We start from the raw sequence: 22,183 nt of genomic DNA, 5'->3' as shown, positions 1-22,183 counted from the left end.
GGGGAAAGATCGCAGCCTCGCTTCGCTCGACAGCTCCTACAGGCCCAGCGGGAGCAATCTCCGGCCACGGGTTTGTCGATTGCCTTAAGTGAACAGCGTTACCTTCAAGGCCCCTTTGTCCCTGCCCCCGTTAATAGGCCGCTCCGTAAAGATGATTCAATCCGCGTGTTCCTGCTTCAGTCGCTTGAGCAATGCCTTGGCCGCAGCTTCCGATGAGGCGGGATTCTGCCCCGTGATCAGGTGCCCGTCCTCAACCACATAACTCCCCCAATCCGCACTTTTGGAGTACTCGCCGCCCTTGGCCTTGAGCATGTCCTCCACCAGGAACGGAACCACATGAGTCAGCCCCACCGCCTCCTCCTCGGAGTTGGTGAATCCAGTCACTTTCTTACCCTTGACCACGGGTTCGCCGTCTGGGGCGTTGACGTTCTTGAACACACCTGGCGCGTGGCAGACGGCCGCGATGGGTTTGTTCGCCGCATAAAACGCCTCGATGAGCGTCTTGGAATCGGTGTCCTCGGCAAGATCCCACAGCGGCCCATGGCCTCCGGGATAAAACACGGCATCGAAGTCATAGGGGTCGACCTCGCCCAGCGGGACGGTGTCGGCCAACGCCGCTTGGGCCCTGGTATCGGAGGCGAAGCGACGGGTCGCAGCGGTCTGGGCGCCCTCTTCGTCGCTCTTGGGGTCCAGCGGTGGTTGCCCACCCTTTGGAGAGGCCAGCGTGATCGTCGCCTCGGCGTCGGCGAACACGTAATAAGGCGCGGCAAACTCCTCCAGCCAGAAACCGGTTTTCTTGCCGGTGTCACCCAACTGATCGTGGGATGTAAGCACCATTAGAATCTTCATTGAACCTCTCCTCCGTGCATGGATGGGCGAACCGTGCTCGCCCCGCATTAATGTCAGAGGCTGCGGTTTGCCAGACGTTCAAGTGAGCATGGCCCGCACCATGAAGTTACGACGCGACAGTCGAGGTGTTTAGCTCCCTGGCCGAGATCGCCGCCAAGCGCTGTTCCCTGGAAGCGGCATAATCGGCCTGTCGTCCCAGTTGCCAACCCAAGTAGCCCCACAGCAACGCGCAACCCGCGCCCACCACAGCCACCGGGCCGGCGCCTTGCCCCAGCAGGTCAAGCAGACTCTTGATCCAGCCGCTCATGGCGTCACCCGCGCGATAGACCACGGTGTCGATAAAGTTCTTGGCCTTGTATTTACTCTCGGCATCCAGTGGCGCGAACAGCATTTCCCGGCCCGGTCGGACGAACGCGTACTCGCCGATCCGCCGCACGATCATCAGCGCCACCAGCAGCGCGAACCCCGGCGCCAACGCCAGGCCCAGGAAGCCGATGCACATCAGCAGCGGCACGATGGCCAGCAAGGCGCGCACCCCCAGTTTCGGTGCGATACGGCCGGTGATGAACAGCTGGGACAGCAACGCCCCGGCCTGCACGACGATGTCGATGGTGCCGAAGATGCGCACTTGCGCTTCGCGATCCGGATAATGCTCGGCCACCAGGCGCGCCTGCTCGAAATAGAGAAAAGTGCTGACCGTCGCCAACAACACGACAAACCCGGCAATGCCCAACAGGTAAGGCGACCCGAGCACGGCCGTCAAACCGCTGAACGGGTTGCCCTGCAAGGGCTGCCGGGGATTTTGCGTCGGCGCGGCGCCAACACGGCCAGCCCCGCCCTTTTCGCGCCATGCCATCAACGCCCGTTTCAACACCAGCGTGACGCCGAGCAACAAGGCCGCCAGAAACATCAACCCCGAAGCGCCGAGCGGACCGATGAGCAACGCGCTCAGGGCCGGCCCCAACAGGCCGCCGACGCTGGCGCCTGCGGCGATGAAGGCAAACAGACGCTTGGCCTGCTCGCTGTCGAATACATCCGCCATCAGGCTCCAGGCCACGGAGACGACGAACAAGTTATAGACCGAGATCCAGACGTAAAAGACCCGGGCCAGCCAGACACTGTCCGGCTGGAACTGGAACAGCTCGACGAACATCAGCAGGTTCAAGCCGAAGAAGCCATAGACCCAGTCGATCAGGCGCAGGCGCGGTACTCGGGAGCTGAGCCAGGCGAACAACGGCACGGCCACCAGCATGACCAGGAAGGTCGCGGTAAACAGCCATTGCAAGTTCTCCACTCCCGCCGCGATGCCCATCGATTCACGGATCGGGCGCAGCATGAAGTATCCGGTGAAGAGGCAAAGGAACAGCAGGAACCCGCACAGCGCCGGACGCAACTCACCGTCGCGGGCGTTGAGGGCGAGACTCAGCCGGTGCAAATAGGAAGGCGCACTCATAGGGACTCCAGGGAGACGGCAATAAGAAAGGTCAAGCGCGGGACGGACGCCCGCGCCCAGGGTTGCATCAGCGATAGATCACGCCGGTGAGGCGCTCGGAGACGGCCCAGAGCCGCTCGGCATCCGCCTGCGCGCTTGCGGCGGGCGGCGTCTTGGCGAAGCCCAACGGACCACGTCTTTCAGCGTCCCCGGTCGGGCCGTAATACGCTCCGCCCACGGCTTGCGCAGCCGTGGCGGCGTACAACGTCGGCAACGCCCCTTGTGCCGCTGAGTGGTAGGCGTCGCGGTCCTTGGCCCAGCGCCGACCGAACTCGCTGTCCAGGCCAGGACCGCGTTCGACCAACTCGGTGACCGCCACGCCGGGGTGCGCCGCGATGCTGCGAATGCCCCAGTTTTCAGCGTCGCTGCGCCGCTGCAAGGCAAAGGCCCAGTGCAGGACCGCCAGTTTCGATTGCGCGTAGGCCGCGTACGGGTCGTATTTCTGCTCGCTCTGCAGGTCATCGAGGTTCATCGTGCCGCGTGTCGCAGCAATGCTGGACAGGCTCACCACGCGGGCATCCTGGCTTTGACGCAAGAGCGGCACCAACAGGCCGGTCAGTGCGAAGTGCCCCAGGTAGTTGGTGGCCAACTGAAGCTCAAAGCCATCGGCGGACGTGCCCCGCTCGGGCGGCGCCATGACGGCGGCGTTGTTGATCAATACGTCGAGGCGCGGCAGCCGCTGGTTGAGACGCTGGGCCAGGTCGCGCACCGATGAAAGATCGGCCAGGTCCACGTTCTCGAACTGCACCTTGGCGTCGGGCACGGATTCACGGATACGCGCGATGGCCTGGGCGCCGCGCTCCGGATTGCGCGCGGCGATGATGACCTCGGCGCCGGCACGGGCCAAGGCCAGCGCGTCTTCGTAGCCCATGCCACTGGTGCCGCCGGTGACCAGGACAATCCGGCCTTTCTGGGACGGTATGTCGTGGGTCGACCAGTCCGGTTTCGGTGCTGCGCGATCGGACGCCTCGACACTCACCGAAGCGAGCAACGCGATGCCGGCAGCAAGGGTTCTCGCCAGTCTCGCCAGCCGGCCCCTGTGACTCACGCAGCCAAGGGTGGGTATTGTTGTGTTATTCCACATGGTGATAGTCCCTGTTTGAAGAAATGAACCGGCATCGCCGGACGGTCACTGTCTGGAGCACGCCTCGGCCAACTGCAGAAAGCTGACGTGCTTCTTGGTGCCTTGGCTGTTCAAGTAGGTCATCTTGGCTTGCACGACCTCGCACACCGGCGATGTCGCCTCCTCGATATGGATGACCCTGGCGATGTCCAGCGGCATGCCATATTCGTAGGCCGGGATCTGCGTTTGTTCTTTGGCGAGCAGCGGCGAGCCGCTCAAGGAGATGACGGCCAGCAGGCCGGCAATCGACAGGTTTCGAATATTCATAGTGGGCTCCACGACACGGTCCTCGTTGGGATGGTCGTAGCACTCTAGGAGGGGGCGACTGACGTCAAGGTGACTGCTGGCTGACGGGAAGATGTCAAACGCGAGCGCAATGCTGTGCACTTAAGAAAAATGATGGACCTGTGGCGCGAGAGCTTGCTCCCGCTCGGCTGCGAAGCAGTCGTAAATCGGCGGGTGCGGTGTGTCTGATACGCCGCAATTGGCAGGTTTTGGAGCCGCTTCGCGGCCCAGCGGGAGCAAGCTCCCTCGCCACGGGTTTGTCGATTGCCTTAAGAGAACAGCATTGCAAACGCGAGCGGGCTTTTACTCGCGGGGGGCGACGACTAAGGCGCCGCCTGGTTCATCAAGGAAAAGCCGAAGGTATTGAAGCCATTTTCGCTATGGGCGAACACACGCCCGCCGTGCATGGACGCCACCGCTCGCACGATGGAAAGGCCCAGGCCATGGTGCGCATCACTTCGCGCCCGGGCGGCGTCGGCGCGATAGAAACGCTCGAACAAACGCTCCAGGTGCACCGTGTCGATGGGCTCCCCGGCATTGGAAACGCTCACCTCGACCTGCATGCCGTGGCTGACCAGGCTCACGGTGATGATGCTGGTCGGCACCGCGTAGCGCGCCGCGTTCTGTATCAGGTTGGCCAGGGAACGGTGAAAAAGGCGTCGGTCGATGCACACGCGCATGTCGCCTTGGATCTCCACGCTCAGTTGTTTGTCGTGCAGCACCGGTTCCAGGTATTCCACCGTCTTCGACGCCTCTTCATACAGCGAGACATCACTGAGTTCGGTGGCCCGCTGCCCACTTTCCGCCCCGGCGAGGAACAGCATGTCGTTGACGATGCCGCCCATCCGTTCCAGCTCTTCGAGGTTCGACTGCAGCAGGTCCTGGAGCTCACCCACATCTCGTCCATGGGCCAAGGCCACCTGGGTCTGGCCGATCAGGTTGGTCAGGGGTGTGCGCAACTCGTGGGCGACATTGGCGTTGAACCCTTCGAGCTGACACCACGCCGTTTCCTGGCGCGCCAGGGCGCCGTTGAACGACACCGCCAACTCCTGCAATTCCGCGGGCAACGCCTCAGTGTCCAGTCGCTGCTTCGAATCCCCCGGCGGCAGGCTATTGGCCTGACGGCTCAAGCGCCGCACCGGCCCGAGGCCGAAACGCGCGATCAAGTAACCGAGCAGCGCAACCAGGCCGATGCCCAACGCCGAAGTCAGGATCAATATCTTGGTGAAATGGTTCAGGGTCTTCCTGAACGGCGTCGAGTCCAACCCCACGATGAAGCGCAGTTCCGGGCGATTGCCCATGGCGGGAATGGTCTTGAGCAAAACCATCATGGGGCACTCACGCTCTCGCCCAGGCAATTGGAGGCTGAAGAGTCCATCGGCGCGCTTGGACCAATCCTGGCCGTCCGGCATCGGCCCGCCATAGCTGAAGGCCGGGTTATCCACCAGAATCCAATAACGGACCCGTTCATCCGCGGGCGTCAGGCCGTCGAGCTTCTGGCGCAAGCCGACCCAGAACGTCGGCGAATCGTATTTCGCCAGCACCGGGTCCAGCACCGAATGGCGCAGGACCAGTTCGTTCTGCATCTGTTCATCGAGCGATTGCTTCAAGGACGAACGCAGCAGTGTCGCGCTGATCGACATGATCAGCAGGACAGCGAGGGCGAACATCAGGGCCAGCCGCTTGGCGATGGAAATCTTCATCACAACGCACCACTTTGCCTGCCAGGTTCTTCCCGGCTTTCCAGTACATACCCCATGCCGCGGACGGTATGCAGCAGCTTGCGCGGATACGGCGCGTCCACCTTGGCGCGCACGCGCTTGATCGCGACCTCCACCACATTGGCATCGCTGTCGAAATTCATGTCCCAGACCTGTTCGGCAATCATCAATTTGGACAGAATCTCGCCCTGATGTCGCGCCAACAGGCTCAACAGACAGAACTCCTTGGCCGTCAGGTCCAGCCGCAGCCCACCCCGGGTCACCTTGCGTGCTTGCAGGTCGACCTCCAGGTCGTCGATGCGCAAATGCGTCAGGTCGGCCGTGTCACCGGCGCGGCGACGGATCAAGGCCTGGACGCGCGCGACCAGTTCGGCAAATGAAAATGGTTTGCCCAGGTAATCATCGGCGCCCTCGCGCAGCCCTCGAATGCGGTCATCCACGGTTCCCCTGGCGGACAACATGATGACCGGGGTTTTCTTGTGCAGGCGCAGCCCTTGCAGCACGTCGTAGCCGTCCTTGCCCGGCAGCATCACATCCAGGATCACCACGTCGTAATCCCATTCCAGCGCGTAATGCAGGCCATCGATGCCATTGGTGGCAACGTCGACGATGTAGCCGAGCTCGGTCAAGCCTCGATGGACGTAGGAGGAGGTTTTTTCTTCATCCTCGACAATGAGCAGGCGCATCAGGTGACTCCTCTACGGAAGCAAGGCAACCCAGTGAGTCTAGGCAGTGAAGGTGTCTGGAGGCTGACGGCTTCCTGACATTTTTGTCAGAAAGGGTTCGAGGACTGAGTATCACCCCAACAGGCTTGCGAAACTGAGCAGCCTTCGGGGATGACTTTGTGTCTCATCAGTAACCCGCTTCCTTTTGGTGTCGGAACGCCAATACGTACACGTTTTCTTCCGCGGGAACAAAACGGTAAAGCGCGACGTAGCCCGCGTCACCAAAAGTAATGATCAACTCTCGTAGTTCGGGTGACTCGGCGAGGGGGCGACCTATGCGGGGGTCGGTTTCCAGGCGCATCAACTGCTGCTTGATGACTTGAGCCGCCCTGCGCGTCACCTGTACGTCTTTTTCCAACAGGAAACGACGACAACGCTCCAGACCCTCAGCCGCCCCTGCTGTCACAATCAATCGTGGCATGCAGGAAGCTCCGACTCTTCCTCGGTTCCCCACGTTTTAAGCCAGTCTCGAGTCTCCGCCCCGGTCAGGTGCAGGCCCGTTTCCTGGTAGGCCTTCCACGAAGCCAACGCTTCCTGCTTGAAATTTTCCCGCGCTTCCTCCCGTACCACATACTGAGAAAGGGCTTCTCGCATGATCCAATGGGCCGAGCGCTGCCGCGCATTCGCCAACTGCTGGATGCGATATTTCAGATCTTCATCGATTTTGATCGACGTCGCCATAACGGCCCTCCAATATCAATAGGTATTACCTTTGAATACGATAGCACACTGAAACGTGCCTGGTCCTAACGAGGGTACACGTAGAAGCAATACATCAAGACGTGCGCAATCGGTTGGGAGCCAGGTTTTACAAAGGCATAGCGCGGATCGCCATGCTGATCCCCGTTTCACCGTTATTCGATTTAAGAATCGAATATATAGCGAATGAAACTAAGCAAACGATCTTCGAGTCACCTATCTTGACCCCATCAACTGCCAATCTGGCTGACGCCGGAACGTTACCCAACGGCCCAGAGGCGCCATCAAACGGCGCCGGACAAACGTTCATCCGCAGGATACGGATCCGCTCGTACGTTCACATTGATTGAAAACCGCAAGACCGATAAGGAGATCACCCCTGTGGTGGATGTACAGCAATCGTTGGATTCAATTTCCCCTGGCATCTCCTCTGGCGACGACCCTTACGGCGCCACCTTCCTTGCAACGGCCCACTGACACCCAAACAAGAGCCAAAGGAAGTCGTTCATGGCAATCACGCAAAACAGCCGTCTGGTGCAGGTCGACAGTCCGCTCGGCGGCGATGTCCTGGTGCTGCAGGGCATGGAAGGCAGCGAAGAACTGGGGCGGTTGTTTCACTACGAATTGGACCTGACGTCCGAAGATCGGGCGATCACCTTCGATCAATTGCTGGGCAAGCCGATGGGCCTGACCCTGGAGCTGTATGACGGCGGCAAACGCTACTTCCACGGCATCGTCTGCAGCTGCCGGCAGTTGACCGGGCACGGTCAGTTCGCTGGCTACCGCGTCAGCCTGCGCCCCTGGTTCTGGCTGCTCACGCGCACCTCCGATTGCCGGATTTTCCAGAACAAGACGGTGCCGGACATCATCAAGCAGGTGTTCCGCGACCTCGGTTTCTCCGATTTCGAAGACAGCCTGAGCGGCAGCTACCGCGAGTGGGAGTATTGCGTGCAGTACCGCGAAACCAGCTTCGACTTCGTCAGTCGGCTGATGGAGCAGGAAGGCATCTATTACTACTTTCGCCATGAAAAGGGCCGTCACGTGCTGGTCCTCGCCGATGCCTATGGCGCTCACTCCACGGCGGCGGACTATGCCTCGGTGCCCTTCTACCCGCCCGATCGGCAAATGCGCGAGCGCGATCATTTCTACGACTGGCAACTGGCGCGGGAAGTACAGCCCGGCTCGCTGGCGCTGAACGACTATGACTTCCTGCGCCCACGCGCCAGCCTTGAGGTGCGTTCCAGCGTGCCGCGCAACCACACCAACGCCGACTACCCGCTCTACGACTACCCGGGTGAATACGTCCAGAGCAACGATGGCGATCACTACGCGCGGACCCGCATCGAAGCCATTCACAGCCAGTTCGAGCGTGTGCAATTGCGTGGCCGCGCCCGCGGGATCGGTTGCGGTCATCTGTTCACGCTGACGGGTTACGACCGCGAGGATCAGAACCGCGAGTACCTGGTGGTGATCGCCCGTTATCAGATTCGTCAGGACGCCTACGAAAGCGGGCAGTCGGAGGTCGCCGAACAGTTCGTCAGCGAGCTGGACTGCATGGATGCCAACCAGACCTTCCGCTCCCTGCCCCTCACGCCGATGCCCATCGTCCGAGGGCCGCAGACTGCCGTGGTGGTGGGGCCCAGTGGCGAGGAGATCTGGACCGATCAATATGGCCGGGTCAAAGTGCACTTTCATTGGGATCGTCATGACCAGTCCAACGAAAACAGCTCCTGCTGGATTCGCGTGTCCCAGGCCTGGGCCGGCAAGAACTGGGGCTCCGTGCAGCTTCCGCGGATCGGCCAGGAAGTCATCGTCAGTTTCCTGGAGGGCGATCCGGATCGACCGATCATCACCGGCCGCGTCTACAACGCCGAACAGACCGTGCCCTACGCGCTGCCCGCCAATGCCACCCAGAGCGGGACGAAAAGCCGTTCAAGCAAGGGCGGCTCACCGGCGAACTTCAATGAAATCCGCATGGAGGATAAAAAAGGCGCCGAACAGCTGTTTATCCACGCCGAGAAGAACCAGGACATCGAAGTCGAGAACGACGAGACCCACTGGGTCGGCCACGACCGCCGCAAGACCATCGACAACGACGAAACCGTGCACGTCAAGCACGACCGCACCGAGACCGTCGACAACAACGAAACCATCACCATCGGGGTGGATCGCAAGGAAAAGGTCGGCAATAACGAAACCATCTCCATCGGCGTGAACCGCACCGAGGATGTCGGCAGCGACGAGAAAATCACCATTGGCGCCAATCGCACCGAGAACGTGGGCAGCAACGAGACCATCACCATCGGCGCGGACCGCACGGAAAAGGTCGGTGCCAACGAGACGATCACCATTGTCAGCAACCGCACCGAGGACGTGGGCGGCAACGAAACGATCGGTATCAAGGGCAACCGTAACGAGACGGTCCAGGGCAACGAAGGGATCGAGATCAACGGCAACCAGAGCACACAGATCGGCCAGAACGAATCCCGCGACGTCACCCAGAACCGCAGCACCAACATCAAGCAGAACGACACCCTGGACGTCGGCAAGCACTTCGCCCTCACCGCTGGCGACTCCATCAGCCTGACCACGGGCGCGGCCAGCATCACCCTGAAGAAGGACGGCACCATTGTGATCAGTGGCAAGAACATTACCATCGACGGTTCCGGCGCCATCAACATCAAGGCGAACAGGAACGTTGTCGTCAAAGGCCAGAAAATCCTGCAGAACTAGCCACGGAGTGGGCGCCATGACCGTTGAATATCATTTACCCGCTGCCTCTACCGCCACCCCCGCCCGCGTGGATGGCGTCGTGATCGGGGTGCTGCTGGATGTGCCCAGTGCAGATGCGCCGGTGGTGGCCTTCCCGGGCTGCCCCGGCGAAACCGGCCTCGCCGCGCGCACCACCACGCCGCTCTCCCGTGAAGACATCGGCGCCCAGGTCGCCCTGATGTTCGAGGCCGGCGACCTGAGCCGACCGCTGGTGATCGGTCGCATCCAGCGCCTGCCGCACACCACGACGCCAGCCGTCGCCCACTTGGACGGCGAACGCCTGGAGTTTACGGCAGAGCGGGAAATCGTCCTGCGCTGCGGCAAGGCGAGCATCACCCTCACGCGCGAGGGCAAGGTGCTGATTCGAGGGACCTACCTCTCGAACCGGTCATCCGGCGTGAACCGTATCAAGGGTGGTTCGGTGCAGATCAACTAGGCAGGTAGTCGACTCATGGAACTGCTCAACGCCAGCAAACTGCTTGCTGCCTACACCCAAGGCCTGGAGACCGATGGCCGTGAATCCCTGGTGATCGTGGCCAAAGGCACTTTCAATTTGCCGCTGGACGGTCGTGCGGCAATTCTCGCCGACACCCAGCAACCGCTGTTGATGGCCGATACTTTCTTCGGCGAGCCGGGGCTCAGCGCTCCGCTGCAGGAAATGGACTTCGCCCCGGTCAAGCCGTTCTGCGATGTGCTGGTACGTGGCAAGGCCTACGCCCCGGGCGGGCGGCCCGTGACGCAGTTGGCCGCAGGCATTCGCATCGGTCAGATGAGCAAGGCCTTTTCCGTCCTCGGTCCCCGACAATGGCAACCGGGGCTACTCGGGGTTTCTCCCGGTTTACCGCAGCCGTTTACCGAGCAGGACATCTCCTATGCCCAGGCCTACGGAGGTTCCCATCCCATGGCCAAGAATCCGGAGATGCGTCATTGCTACCCGGACAACCCAAGCGGTTGCGGTTGGTTCCCAGGCAGCATCGACAGTGCTGAAATCGCTTACAAGCCAATGCCGAATACGGAGGAACTGGGCAAGCCGATCGACAGCCCCTCCGGCGACTTCCGCCCCATGGCTCTCGGCCCCCTGGGTCGCAGCTGGCCGCAACGCGCCCGCTTTGCCGGTACGTACGACGAAGCCTGGCTGGCCGACAGCTTTCCGTTTCTGCCGCAGGATTTCGACAACCGCTACTTTCAGGCGGCCCCTGACGATCAGCAGATTCCCTACCTGCGTGGCGGCGAGGAGGTGCTACTGCTCAACCTCACGCCCCGGGAGCGCGCTAGCTTTCGCATCCCCGAAATGGACGTGCCGGTGACCTTCTTTCTGAAAAAAGGCGGTCATGAAACTGTGCAGGCGGTGATCGACACCCTGCTGATCGACACAGACGCGCGCCAGGTGCAACTGACCTGGCGTATCTCCCGTCCGCTGCGGCGCAACCTCTTCGAGATCGCTCAGGTGCTGGTCGGCACGATGTCCAGGGGCTGGTGGCGCGCCCGTGAACTGGGCAAGGATTATTACCCGTCGCTCTCCTCCCTGGTAAAAGCCAGGCGCGCCCCCGAGGAGACGGACTGATGACCGCACTTTGCATCATCGGCTCCGGCATGGTCAGCGCCGTTGGCCTCAGCGCACCCGCGAGCTGCGCGGCGATCCGCTGCGCCATCGACAACTTCCAGGAAACCCGTTTCATCGACCGAGGTGGCGAATGGCTGATCGCGGCCAGCGTCCCGCTGGAACAGCCCTGGCGCGGCCGCACCAAGTTGATCAAGTTGGCCGCCCGCGCCATCGCCGAGGCGTTACAGACCACTCCCGGGGTCGACACGGAAAAGACCCCGTTGCTGCTGGGCGTGGCCGAAGCCGAACGCCCCGGCCGCCTGGATGGCCTGGATCGAACACTGTTGCAGGACATCGAAGCTGAACTGGGCCTGCGCTTTCATCCAGACTCCAATATCATCGCCCGCGGCCGAGTCAGCGCTGCCGTGGCCCTGCTCAATGCGCGGACGTTGATTTACCAGGGCGGCCATCGCCACGTGCTGGTCGCTGGCGTCGACTCCTTCCTGTGCGGAGCTACCCTGGCTGCATTCGAAGAGCGCGAACGCCTGCTGACCAGCGAGAACTCCAACGGTTTCATTCCCGGCGAAGGGGCTGCGGCCGTGGTACTGGCCGCCCTGGTTGCCAGTGCAATACCGCAATTGGCCTGCATTGGCCTGGGTTTCGGCGTGGAGAAGGCCACGGTGGAGGCCGAAGACATTCCCCTGCGTGCCGAAGGTCTGACCCAAGCGGTACGGGGGGCCCTGAGTGAAGCCGGGTGTGGATTAGAGCTGATGGACTATCGGCTCACGGACATCTCTGGCGAGCAGTACTACTTCAAGGAAGCGTCCCTGGCCCTGAGCCGCACCCTGCGCGTGCGCAAGGAGTTCTTCCATCTCTGGCACCCAGCCGACTGCATCGGCGAAGTCGGCGCCGCCATCGGCCCGGCCATGCTCGCCGTGGCGTTGGCCGCCAGTCGCAAGGGCTATGGCGAGGGTCCGAATATCTTCTGCCACCTTGGCAACGATGCCGGCGAGCGCGCCGTCGCCCTGCTCAGTTACCAGACTGTGAGGGCTGCGTAATGGCCAACCAGGTCTTTGCCAACAATATGGAGATCTCCTGCAAGGCGGCCGACGGCAAATCGATTGCCTGCTTTCCGGATGTCTGCTTCACGCCGCCGCAGGCCCCGCCCACCCCGCTCGGCGTGCCCATCCCCTATCCCAATACCGGTATGGCGAAGGACACGGCCAAGGGTAGTCGGACGGTGAAGATCACCCGTAAAGAAGTCATGCTTAAAGACAGAAGTTACTTTAAGACCAGCTATGGCGACGAGGCCGGCTGTGCGCCGAAGAAGGGCGTGATCACCAGTAGAATCAAGGGCAAGGTGTACTTCACCTCATGGTCGATGGATGTGAAGTTCGAAGGCCTGAACGTGGTGCGGAACATGGACCTGACCACACACAACCATGCATCGCTTCCCGGAAACACACCGACCTGGCCCTATTTGGACGAAATGGCCCTCGCCGACGATAGTGATCATGCCTGTGCACCTCTGGCTAAAAAGCTCAAGACCCATTGCGAAAAGCACGTTAAACGGACCAAGAAAGGCCAGGTGAAAAGGAAGTCATCAAAGGAAGCCATGTGTGCCGATCGAAAATGTAACGCCGCGATGAAGTGTTCTCTATCACCCTATTCGCCCTCGAATTGCTGCGATGGGAAAACCCCCCATCATGTAATACCCAAGCACTGCATCCAGAAGCCTAATCAAGGAAACTCTTCCAACCCTGACGTATATACCGGCTGCGAGGGATATAACTCCAAATTAGCCCCCTGTGTATGCGTATCTGGACATGACAAGAGCACCGGGCAGCACAAAAAAGTGCACGACATATTTGACAAGGCCGAGGATAAAAACCTTGTTAACGGCAAGGCAGGGACATGGACTTATGAAGCCGCAGCCAATAGCGGAGCAACGGCGGTCAGCCAAGTATTACGATGCGACCCGAAATGTACACGGTCCCAGTTGGATGCTTATCACCAGCAGCCCAATAGATCGACGGCTCCTCCAAAAGGCCCCAACATCAGCAATACCACGAATCTACGTGCCGACAGCAGCGGAAACAGGACCCCGGAAAACTTCTCGACAGTTTCCAGCAGCACATTTGGATAAGGAGCAACCATGACATCATCCAGACATTATTTCATTGATGGATTCACGCCCACCAAGGGGCTTCTGGGCTTAGTAGCCTTTCCATATGCACTCAAAGGCGAGGACACGGAGTACACCACGTTCTATACGACCCTCGACGGCCAGTGGGGGCAGCAAAAATTCGACTTTGACAGTCGCTCAATCACCTATCTGATACAAGGCGAATATCGAGCATGGTGGATTCTCGGAAAGCGCGGAGAAGTGGTGGAGATCAAACAGGGAACCCCCTCCTTCGAGTTGATCGCTGACGCAGGGACCGGCGGTAAACAATTAGGCTACATGAACAAAATCACTGTTATCGATGGGGAACTACACGCCTGTGGCTATAACCGCCAGGTGTATCGTCGAAGCAACGGAGTCTGGGCGCACATGGACCAGGGGCTGCTCTATACCGGCACAAGAGATGGCATAAGCCTGGAGTCCATGGCGGGCCATTCCAAAAGTGACATTCATGCCGTAGGCAATGCCGGTGAGATATGGTTTTTTGATGGCTCACTCTGGAGACAATGCGATAGTCCAACGAACCTCGATCTGAATGAAGTGGCGACGTTCGCTCAGAACAAGTACATCGCCTGTGGCGATGATGGGATGGTATTAGTGGGGTCCAAAGATTGTTGGACAGTTATCCAGAATGACGAAGTCGAAGGTGATCTATGGGGGGCTGTTTCCTTTCAAGATCGACTTTATGTTGCCGGATTCGAAGGCATAGGCGTCATCAATAACCATCAGGTGAAAAAACTCGCCATCCCCGGCGTGAAAAAAATCGATGGTTATCGCCTTCGGACGTGTGGCAATTATCTATGGTCCATTGGTAACGATCAGATCATGCGATTTGACGGGGCTCACTGGGTAGAGATCATATGCCCTGACAATATATGAAACCCGTTTGCGCATGCGAGGGTGAAATCATCGCGCCTACTCAGGGATGGCCCCTCGGAGTTATTCTGAATTGAAAACCGAACTTTCGGTCCTAGCAGACCAACACGCCGAAGAAGCCAGCTTCCTCGCCGTCCTGCGCGACTACGCCATGCGCGCACCGCACTACGATCTAGACCACTTGAGCAAACTCGACGATCGCCTCGACGCCCACCTCGACGGCCTTAGAATCGCCGGAACCACTGGCCTGGAAACCCTCCTGACCCAACTCAGCCCACACGCCATCGGCGAGATGTTCGCCAGTGTGGTCCTGGCCTTCGAGGCAGGTAACGCCCCAGTGCTGTCGCGGCTCAGCGAGCATCTGCGCAGTGCCTTGGAAACCGAGCGCGGTTACCTGATGGCCCTGGGTTGGCTCGACTGGGACCGGGTCTCGCCCTGGATCGAGCGCATGCTCGCCTCTCCCGAGCCCCTGTTCCGTCGCCTCGGCCTTGCGGCCTGCGGCATGCATCGCCACGACCCAGGCCCCGCCCTGCTGGCCGGACTGTCCGATGCCGACCCAAGCGTGCAGGCACGTGCCGCCCGCACCGCTGGCGAGCTGCGCCGCCGGGACCTGCTGCCAGCGATTCGTGCCCACCGTCAGCATGAAAATGCCGCCACGCGCTTCTGGGCCAATTGGGCCACCGCCCAAATGGGTGATCAGCAGGCCTTGGAGCCTCTGCGCACATTTGCCGAACGACCGGGCGAGTTTCAATACCGCGCGCTTTGCGTGTTGTTGGCCTGGCAGGAGCGCGAACCCAGCATCGCCTGGATACGCCAATGGGTACAGGATCCCAGGGATCGGCGCATCGGTATCCAGGCCCTTGGGCTATTGGGCGATCCGGTCTGCGTGCCCTGGTTGATCGAGCAGATGAGCGACCTGCCCTATGCCCGGGTCGCCGGTGAAGCCTTCAGCCTGATCACCGGCGCGGACCTGGCGCTACTCGACCTGGAACTGCAGGCCTTGCCGGATTTCGATGCAGGCCCGAACGAAAATCCCGAAGATCCCAATGTGACCATGGACCCCGATGAAAACCTGCCCTGGCCCGACCCGCAGCTAATCGAAAGCTGGTGGCAAGCCAATGGTGGCGATTTCCAGGTGGGTACTCGTTATATGCTGGGGCTGGCCCATGGCGAACACAGTTTCCAGCAAGCCCTGGTCCACGGCCAGCAAAGCCAGCGCATCGCCGCCGCCTGCGGCCTCGCCCGCTTTCGTCCCACCGAAGTGCTTTTCCCCACCAGCGCACCGGCCTGGCGGCAAAAGCGCTTGTTGGGGATGACCGCGGCGTTCGGGCGATGATCACGGTGTTTGTATAGCGCTGCGCCCCCCGACAATCATTTACACCCTTTGGAGGCACCATGCCGCACGTCATCGGAAAGAACCCCGTGGCACTCATCAGTGGGGTTGGCAGTGAGGTCGGAATCGGCATGGCAATCGCCCGCAGGTTGGGTGCCGCCGGAGCCAGACTGATCATCACCGCCAGCAGCGCACGCATCCTCGAACGCGTCGCAGAGTTGCGTGCCGAAGGGTTCGATGTCGAAGGACGGGCCCTTGATCTTACCGATGAAAACCAGGTCCGTGAGTTTATGGCGTGGGCGGAATCCGTCTGGGGGCAGGTCGATATTCTGGTGAACAACGCAGGCATGGCCATGCAAGGCAGTCCGGAGTTTTTTTCCGGCTTGGCGACCATGGACCTGCACACCTGGAACCTGACACTGGCGCGAAACCTCACCACGGCCTTTCTGCTTACGCGGGCGGTCCTGCCCGGCATGCGGGCGCGTCGTTACGGGCGCATTGTCAACATCAGTTCCACGACCGGCACCCGCTGCAGCAACCCCGGTGAAGCGGCTTACAGCGCCGCGAAAGCCGCAATGGTTGGCATGAGCATGAGCCTGGCGCTGGAAGTCGCCCAGCAAGGGATCACTGTCAACAGCGTCGCGCCCGGCTGGATTACCACGGGATCGACCACCGACGAGGAAGCCAAGGCAGCCGGTTACACGCCGATGGGCCGGGCCGGACGTCCCGAAGAGGTGGCGGCATTGGTGGCTTTCCTTGCGTCGGCAGAGGCCAGCTACCTCACTGGCGAAGTCATTGTGGTGGATGGTGGGAACTGCCTGGTCGAAAACAAGGCGCCTTGATTCCCCTGTGGGAGCGAGCTTGCTTGCGATGGCGGTGGTCCAGCTAAATGAGTGTTGGATTGGCTGGCCTCTTCGCGAGCAAGCTCGCTCCCACAAGCGCTGCGCACTCAAGCGGGAGCAAGCTCCCTCGCCACAAAAATGCCCAAGCGTCACTTGAATAATTCACTGCTCATGAAATCGATGAACACCCGCAGTTTCGGCGCCAAATGTTTGCTGGAAGGCCAGAGCATGCGGAAGGTGTTCTGATACCGGTTGAAGTCATCCAGGACGGTGACCAGCTCACCGCCGGCGATGGCCTCACGCACGGTGAAGTCCGGCACGCAAGCGATCCCCAACGCATCGTGCACGACATGCAGCAACGCCTCGGTGGTGTTGCAGACCAGGGTGGCGGGCAAATTGAGATCCGGCGCCCCATCCCCGTTTACCGGCCAGACTTGCATCCTGCCAGTGCTGGGGAACTTGTACAGCAGGCAGGCATGACGCAGCAGATCCGCCGGCACCTGGGGGGTGCCGTGTTCGGCGAAGTACCGGGGCGACCCGACCACAACCAGCGTGAACGTACCCAACGGGCGAGACATCAGCCGAGAGTCGTTCGGTTCTCCGGTCCGAATGACCGCATCGAAACCTTCCTCGATGATGTCCACCAGCCTGTCGGAAAAATCCAGATCCAGTTCGATACTGGGGTAGCGGCGCATGAAGGCGATCAGCGTCGGCATGACCAGATCCGCAACCAGGGGCAAGCTCACGCGCAGCTTGCCCCGGGGCGCTTCATGGGTTTGCGACAACTCCTGCTCGGCCGCTTCGACTTCGCAGAGAATGCGCCGGCAACGTTCGAGGAACAGTGCACCTTCCGCCGTCAGCGTGATACTGCGCGTACTGCGATGAAACAGGCGTACACCCAGTCGTTCCTCGAGCCGCGCCACGCTTTTGCCCACTGCCGAAGACGAAATGCCCAGCGCCCTGCCCGCCTCCGAAAAACTGCGGGTTTCGGCCGCACGCACAAAAAAATCAATCCCGCTCAGTGATTCCAAGTCAGCCTCCATTGCGGACATTTTTTCCGATGTGTTCAGCACTCTAGCATTCTTGTCTCGTGAAAGACGCGCACTTACCGTGGTCGACACTTATCAGCGCTTCAGGCAGGTGCCCCATGACGATTGCCAATACCCATATCGATGCAGAGGTTGCTCAAGACACGGCACCGCTCCCCATCGGTTCACTGTTTGCCCTCGCGCTCGCCGCCTTCGTGACGATACTCACCGAAGCCTTGCCCGCAGGCCTGCTCTCGCAGATCAGCGAAGGGCTGGCGATTTCCGAAGCCTTGGCCGGCCAGTTGGTCACGGTCTACGCGATAGGCTCCTTGCTGGCAGCCATACCGCTGACCGCCGCGACTCAAGGCATGCGGCGCAGGTCGCTGTTGCTGCTCGCCATTGCCGGTTTCGCCGTTGCCAACACGGTCACGACGCTTTCCACCCACTATGGTTTGACGATGGTCGCGCGCTTGCTGGGTGGCGTATCGGCCGGGTTGCTGTGGGCCTTGCTGGCCGGCTACGCCGCGCGCATGGTGCCCGAGCACCAGAGAGGCCGGGCCATTGCGATTGCCATGGTAGGCGCGCCCCTGGCGTTATCCCTGGGCGTGCCCGCCGGCACGCTGCTCGGCAACCTGATCGGTTGGCGGATGAGCTTCGCCATCATGAGCGTGTTCGCCGTCGCCTTGATGGTCTGGGTCCGACTCAAGGTGCCCGACTTCCCTGGACAAGCCACCCATAAGCGCCTTGCCTTGGGTCAGGTTTTCACCCTCCCGGGCGTTCGCTCAGTGTTGTTCGTGGTACTGGCATTTGTCCTGGCGCACAACATTCTCTTTACCTACATCGCGCCGTTTTTGACGGCGGCGGGCCTGGGTGAGCGGATAGATCTGGTCCTGCTGGTCTTCGGTGTCGCGTCGTTGCTGGGGATCTGGGTCGTCGGCGTGCTGATCGATCGCCATCTGCGGGTGTTGACGCTGGCCGGCACGGTGCTGTTCGCCCTTGCGGCATTGACACTCGGCGCAATGAACGACACGCCTGCAGCGGTTTATGTCGCGGTGGCGGCTTGGGGAATCGCTTTCGGAGGAGCTGGGACGCTGTTCCAGACGGCCATCGCCAAGACGGCTGGGGACGCGGCGGATCTCGCCCAGTCCATGCTGGTCACGGCCTGGAACCTGGCCATTGCCGGTGGCGGGATCGTCGGTGGTCTGCTGCTCGATCACTTGGGGGTCGTGGCGTTTGCGCCGGTCTTGGTCGTTCTCCTGCTGCTGACGTTGGCCGTGGTGTGGTCCGCAGAGCGCCATGGCTTTGCGCAGAGCATCTAGTGGCCTGTGTGGCTAATTCGTGCACTCAACTTCGGCGCCAGAACTTGCCAGTCTGCGTTGCCATTCCTCGCCGTAGCGGGCTACGACTCGTCATGGCGCCTTGCCTGGCAAGCCCTGGCACTCGAATTTGAGTACTCGAATTAACCGTACAGGCCACTAGCCACACGGTTCTACTACGCTTGGGGACTGATATCCCGGTTTGGTTTGCAAGATCAGGCAAGAATCAGCCCGGATCGTGCAACCCACCCCAACCATTCCTTCCTATAGTTAACCAGAGCCAAACCATCTGGAGCTGGTCCCCCTATGAGCGCCCTGAACATAAACGGCCGTGAATACACGGTCGACGTAGACCCTGGCACCCCGATTCTCTGGACCCTGCGTGACACGCTGGGCATGACCGGCACCAAGTTCGGCTGCGGCGCGGCGTTGTGTGGTGCCTGCACCGTGCACCTGGACGGCCAGGCCATTCGTTCCTGTGTGACGCCCATTGCCGCTGCCGAAGGCAAGAAGATCACCACCATCGAAGCGGCCACCAACGGCAGTGATCCGGTGGGTAGCGCCGTGCACGACGCATGGGTCAAGCACGACGTGGCGCAATGCGGCTACTGCCAGAGCGGCCAGATCATGAGCGCGACCGCATTCCTCAAGGCCCAGCCCAAGGGCAAGCAGCCCACGGTGGCCGAGATCGACTCGGCCATGGCCGGCAATATCTGTCGCTGTGGCACCTACGCCCGAATCCGCGCCGCGGTGGCTGATGCCGCCAAGACCCTTGCCTGATCGGAGCCGACCATGTTGAACGAGATATTCCCGAACGAGCTCCCCCGCGCCTTGCAACAGATGCTTGAATGCGACGAGGCTGACGGCCCAGCAGCCCTGCCCCGGCGCAGTTTTCTCAAGATCGTCGGCATCGGCGGGCTGGCCTTGGGCGCGTTCCCGCACCTGGCCTTGGCTCAGGAGGCCAATGGCGCCGCCGCAACGTCGCTCAAGCCGACCCAGCAACCCTCCGCATTCGTCCAGATCGCGTCCAATGGCGAAGTCACGGTGACCATCAACCGCTTGGAGTTCGGCCAGGGCGTACAGACCGGCCTGCCGATGATTCTCGCCGAGGAACTGGATGCCGACTGGAGCCTGGTGCGCAGTCGCAACGGTAGCAACGACGCCGCCTACATGGACCCGGCCTTCGGCATTCACCTCACCGGTGGCTCCAACACGATCAAGAACAGCTACACCCAGTACCGTGAACTCGGCGCCCGTGCGCGCGCCATGCTGTTGAGTGCGGCTGCCGCCCGCTGGAATGTGGACGTGGCGAGCCTGCGTACACAGGCCGGCATGGTACTCGGGCCCGAGGGCCGCAAGGCGAGCTACGGCGAACTGGCCGAAGCCGCCATGGCGATGCCCGTGCCTGAGCAGATCACGCTCAAGGATCCCAAGGATTTCCGCATCATCGGCCAGGCCACCACCCGCATCGATGCCAAGGCCAAGAGCAGCGGCCAGCAGGATTTCGGCATCGACATGCACCTGCCGGGGCAGCTCACGGCGGTCGTCGCTCGACCACCGGTGTTCGGCGCCAGGATTGCGTCCCTGGATGACAGCGCCGCGCGGGCCACGAAAGGCGTCAAAGCGGTGTTGCGCGTGCCGCTGGACGGCGGCGCCGAAGGTGTCGCCGTGGTCGCCGACGGTTACTGGCAGGCGAAGTTGGCCCGGGATGCACTGAAGGTGGAATGGAACACTTCTACCGTGGAAAAAGTCGACAGCGAAAAACAACTGGCTCAATACCTCGAGCTGGCCGGCCAGCCCGGCCCGTTGCACTTCGATGCCGATATGACGCCGCTGGCCAGCGCGCCGCATCAACTGGACGCCGAGTTCGTGTTTCCCTACCTCGCCCACGCCCCGATGGAGCCCCTGAACTGCACGGTGCAACTCGCCCAGGACAGCGCTCAGCTGTGGGTCGGCACGCAGTTTCCCGGCGGCGACGGTGCCGCGGCAGCCAAGGTACTGAACCTCAAGCCCGAGCAGATCCAGGTCAACGTACAGACCGCTGGCGGTGGCTTTGGCCGGCGCGGCGTGCCCACCAACGATTTCGTGGTAATGGCCTGCGAAGTCGCCAAGGCCGCCCGCACCGCGGGAGTCAATGCCCCTATCCGCACCCTTTGGAGCCGGGAAGACGACATCAAGGGCGGCTACTACCGCCCCATGCATCTGCACCGTGCGCGCATCGGTTTTGACGACAGCGGCAAGGTCCTCGCCTGGGATCACGCCTTGGTGGGCCAATCGATCATCACCGGTACCGTATTTGGCGGGCAGGTAAAAAATGGAATCGACCCGACCGCCACCGAGGGCATGCGCGCCCCCTATCCGCTGCCCATGCGCCTGACGGTTCATCATCCCAAGCTCAACGTGCCCGTATTGTGGTGGCGCAGCGTGGGCTCCACCCATACGGCATTTGTGATGGAGACGTTGATCGACGAGATCGCCCGCACCACCAAACAGGATCCGGTGGCGTACCGGATGAAGTTGTTTGGCGACCAGAGCCCACGCCATCGCGAAGCGCTGCAGTTGGCCGTGGACAAAAGCGAGTACGGCAAGCGCCAGCTACCGGCGGGCCGTGCCTGGGGCGTGGCGGTCCACGAGTCGTTCAGTTCGGTGGTGGCTTACGTGGTCGAAGCCTCCGTACAGGATGGCCGTCCGGTGCTGCACAACGTGACCGCCGGCGTGCACTGCAACCTGGTCGTCAACCCACGCAGCGTCGAGGCCCAGGTCCAAGGCGCGGCGCTGATGGGCCTGTCGATGTGCCTGCCCGGTGGCGCCGTCACCCTGAAGGACGGCGTGGTGCAACAGAGCAATTTTGCCGACTTCAGCGTGCCGCGCATTACCGACATGCCGGAATTCGCCGTCCACATCGTGCCCAGCGCCGAGCCACCTACGGGAATGGGCGAACCCGGCCTGCCAGCGTTGGCCCCCGCTTTTGCCAACGCCGTGGCGAGCCTGACCGGTAAACCGTTGCGAGAGTTGCCTTTCAGATTGGCGTGATGGGCGTGGAGCGGTCAACGTGGTGCGCCAGGTTGACCGCTCCACTGGTTTTGGGGGCGCTTCGCACCCCAGCGGGAGCAAGCTCCCTCGCCACAAAAGCGGGGTTTGCCATAGGTGGGTGGTTGCACCTGATGGCGCTTGAATACCCCGCATTTCCCCAGCCAAACACACAACGTGGCGAGGGAGCTTGCTCCCGCTGGGCTCTGTAGGAGCTGGCGAAGGCTCGGGCCGCGTTCGGACGATCTTTTGATCTTTCGCTTGAGGTTCAAGTGTCTGGAAAAAGATCGCAGCCTCGCTCCGCTCGACAGCTCCAGGCCCAGCGGGATCAAGCTCCGTTGCCACAATGTGCCCACGCCTGCAA

20 protein-coding genes are annotated in these 22,183 nt (G+C 61.4%); 11 read left to right on the top strand and 9 right to left on the bottom strand.

The genetic code is table 11. The annotated features are described in order from the left end of the window. Nucleotides 1-156: 156 nt before the first annotated feature. From J3P85_RS13450 to J3P85_RS13415, 8 genes are all read right to left on the bottom strand, one after another. Complete coding sequence (locus tag J3P85_RS13450; RefSeq protein WP_434706173.1) at nt 157-849, bottom strand: type 1 glutamine amidotransferase domain-containing protein; 693 nt, start codon at nt 847-849, stop codon at nt 157-159. Between the two features lie 106 nt (nt 850-955). Next, nucleotides 956-2,302 carry an NTP/NDP exchange transporter gene (locus tag J3P85_RS13445; RefSeq protein WP_434706172.1) on the bottom strand — a complete coding sequence of 449 codons (1,347 nt, stop codon included), beginning with the start codon at nt 2,300-2,302 and terminating at the stop codon, nt 956-958. Nucleotides 2,303-2,369: 67 nt separating this feature from the next. Then, a complete protein-coding gene (locus tag J3P85_RS13440) occupies nt 2,370-3,425 on the bottom strand; it encodes an oxidoreductase (protein WP_434706171.1) in 1,056 nt (351 codons plus the stop codon). A gap of 45 nt (nt 3,426-3,470) precedes the next feature. Beyond that, nucleotides 3,471-3,731: a DUF2790 domain-containing protein gene (locus J3P85_RS13435; RefSeq protein ID WP_434706170.1), complete on the bottom strand. Its 261-nt coding sequence runs from the start codon at nt 3,729-3,731 to the stop codon at nt 3,471-3,473. 341 nt (nt 3,732-4,072) lie between these two features. Next, nucleotides 4,073-5,452 (bottom strand): heavy metal sensor histidine kinase, encoded by a 1,380-nt coding sequence (locus J3P85_RS13430; protein WP_434706169.1) that lies wholly within the window; start codon nt 5,450-5,452, stop codon nt 4,073-4,075. Continuing rightward, nucleotides 5,452-6,156, bottom strand: a complete 705-nt coding sequence (locus J3P85_RS13425; protein WP_207967290.1) for a heavy metal response regulator transcription factor — start codon at nt 6,154-6,156, stop codon at nt 5,452-5,454. The genes J3P85_RS13430 and J3P85_RS13425 overlap by 1 nt, the downstream gene beginning before the upstream one ends. A 166-nt stretch (nt 6,157-6,322) precedes the next feature. Continuing rightward, the gene (locus J3P85_RS13420) at nt 6,323-6,616 is read right to left on the bottom strand and encodes a type II toxin-antitoxin system RelE/ParE family toxin (protein ID WP_434706168.1); all 294 of its coding nucleotides are present in this window, start codon (nt 6,614-6,616) and stop codon (nt 6,323-6,325) included. After that, entirely contained in the window at nt 6,604-6,876 is a 273-nt protein-coding gene (locus J3P85_RS13415) for a CopG family ribbon-helix-helix protein (protein WP_186705666.1), read from the bottom strand. The genes J3P85_RS13420 and J3P85_RS13415 overlap by 13 nt, the downstream gene beginning before the upstream one ends. A 525-nt stretch (nt 6,877-7,401) precedes the next feature. Here J3P85_RS13415 and J3P85_RS13410 point away from each other — a divergent pair. From J3P85_RS13410 to J3P85_RS13375, 8 genes are all read left to right on the top strand, one after another. Further along, on the top strand, nt 7,402-9,627 hold the full coding sequence (locus J3P85_RS13410; protein ID WP_434706167.1) for a type VI secretion system Vgr family protein: 2,226 nt from the start codon (nt 7,402-7,404) through the stop codon (nt 9,625-9,627). Nucleotides 9,628-9,643: 16 nt separating this feature from the next. After that, a complete protein-coding gene (locus tag J3P85_RS13405) occupies nt 9,644-10,102 on the top strand; it encodes a DUF6484 domain-containing protein (RefSeq protein WP_250963841.1) in 459 nt (152 codons plus the stop codon). Between the two features lie 15 nt (nt 10,103-10,117). Next, the gene (locus J3P85_RS13400) at nt 10,118-11,230 is read left to right on the top strand and encodes a DUF2169 family type VI secretion system accessory protein (RefSeq protein WP_434706166.1); all 1,113 of its coding nucleotides are present in this window, start codon (nt 10,118-10,120) and stop codon (nt 11,228-11,230) included. Next, on the top strand, nt 11,227-12,267 hold the full coding sequence (locus J3P85_RS13395) for a beta-ketoacyl synthase N-terminal-like domain-containing protein (protein WP_434706367.1): 1,041 nt from the start codon (nt 11,227-11,229) through the stop codon (nt 12,265-12,267). Before J3P85_RS13400 ends, J3P85_RS13395 begins: the two co-directional genes overlap by 4 nt. After that, entirely contained in the window at nt 12,267-13,355 is a 1,089-nt protein-coding gene (locus tag J3P85_RS13390) for a PAAR-like domain-containing protein (protein WP_434706165.1), read from the top strand. The genes J3P85_RS13395 and J3P85_RS13390 overlap by 1 nt, the downstream gene beginning before the upstream one ends. Nucleotides 13,356-13,364: 9 nt before the next feature. Then, nucleotides 13,365-14,273, top strand: a complete 909-nt coding sequence (locus J3P85_RS13385) for a hypothetical protein (protein ID WP_434706164.1) — start codon at nt 13,365-13,367, stop codon at nt 14,271-14,273. A gap of 148 nt (nt 14,274-14,421) precedes the next feature. After that, nucleotides 14,422-15,606 (top strand): TIGR02270 family protein, encoded by a 1,185-nt coding sequence (locus J3P85_RS13380; RefSeq protein ID WP_434706366.1) that lies wholly within the window; start codon nt 14,422-14,424, stop codon nt 15,604-15,606. 59 nt (nt 15,607-15,665) lie between these two features. After that, complete coding sequence (locus J3P85_RS13375; protein ID WP_434706163.1) at nt 15,666-16,445, top strand: SDR family NAD(P)-dependent oxidoreductase; 780 nt, start codon at nt 15,666-15,668, stop codon at nt 16,443-16,445. A 149-nt stretch (nt 16,446-16,594) separates the two neighbouring features. Here the strand turns inward: J3P85_RS13375 and J3P85_RS13370 are convergent, their stop codons facing one another. Then, nucleotides 16,595-17,476, bottom strand: coding sequence for a LysR family transcriptional regulator (locus J3P85_RS13370; protein ID WP_434706162.1), 882 nt, complete (start codon nt 17,474-17,476; stop codon nt 16,595-16,597). Between the two features lie 116 nt (nt 17,477-17,592). Here J3P85_RS13370 and J3P85_RS13365 point away from each other — a divergent pair, with 116 nt between their 5' ends. The 3 genes from J3P85_RS13365 to J3P85_RS13355 all read left to right on the top strand — a co-directional run bounded on the left by J3P85_RS13365 (nt 17,593) and on the right by J3P85_RS13355 (nt 21,822). Continuing rightward, nucleotides 17,593-18,792: an MFS transporter gene (locus J3P85_RS13365; protein ID WP_434706161.1), complete on the top strand. Its 1,200-nt coding sequence runs from the start codon at nt 17,593-17,595 to the stop codon at nt 18,790-18,792. 303 nt (nt 18,793-19,095) lie between these two features. Then, nucleotides 19,096-19,569: a (2Fe-2S)-binding protein gene (locus J3P85_RS13360; RefSeq protein WP_250965082.1), complete on the top strand. Its 474-nt coding sequence runs from the start codon at nt 19,096-19,098 to the stop codon at nt 19,567-19,569. 12 nt (nt 19,570-19,581) lie between these two features. Next, nucleotides 19,582-21,822 (top strand): molybdopterin cofactor-binding domain-containing protein, encoded by a 2,241-nt coding sequence (locus tag J3P85_RS13355; RefSeq protein WP_434706160.1) that lies wholly within the window; start codon nt 19,582-19,584, stop codon nt 21,820-21,822. Nucleotides 21,823-22,183: the final 361 nt, after the last annotated feature.

This window comes from Pseudomonas sp. Z1-12 (genome assembly GCF_051132015.1).
Taxonomy (GTDB): domain Bacteria; phylum Pseudomonadota; class Gammaproteobacteria; order Pseudomonadales; family Pseudomonadaceae; genus Aquipseudomonas; species Aquipseudomonas zanjanensis.
The sequence above is the reverse complement of the archived record's forward strand: the minus strand, read 5'-3'. Positions and strand labels throughout refer to the sequence as shown.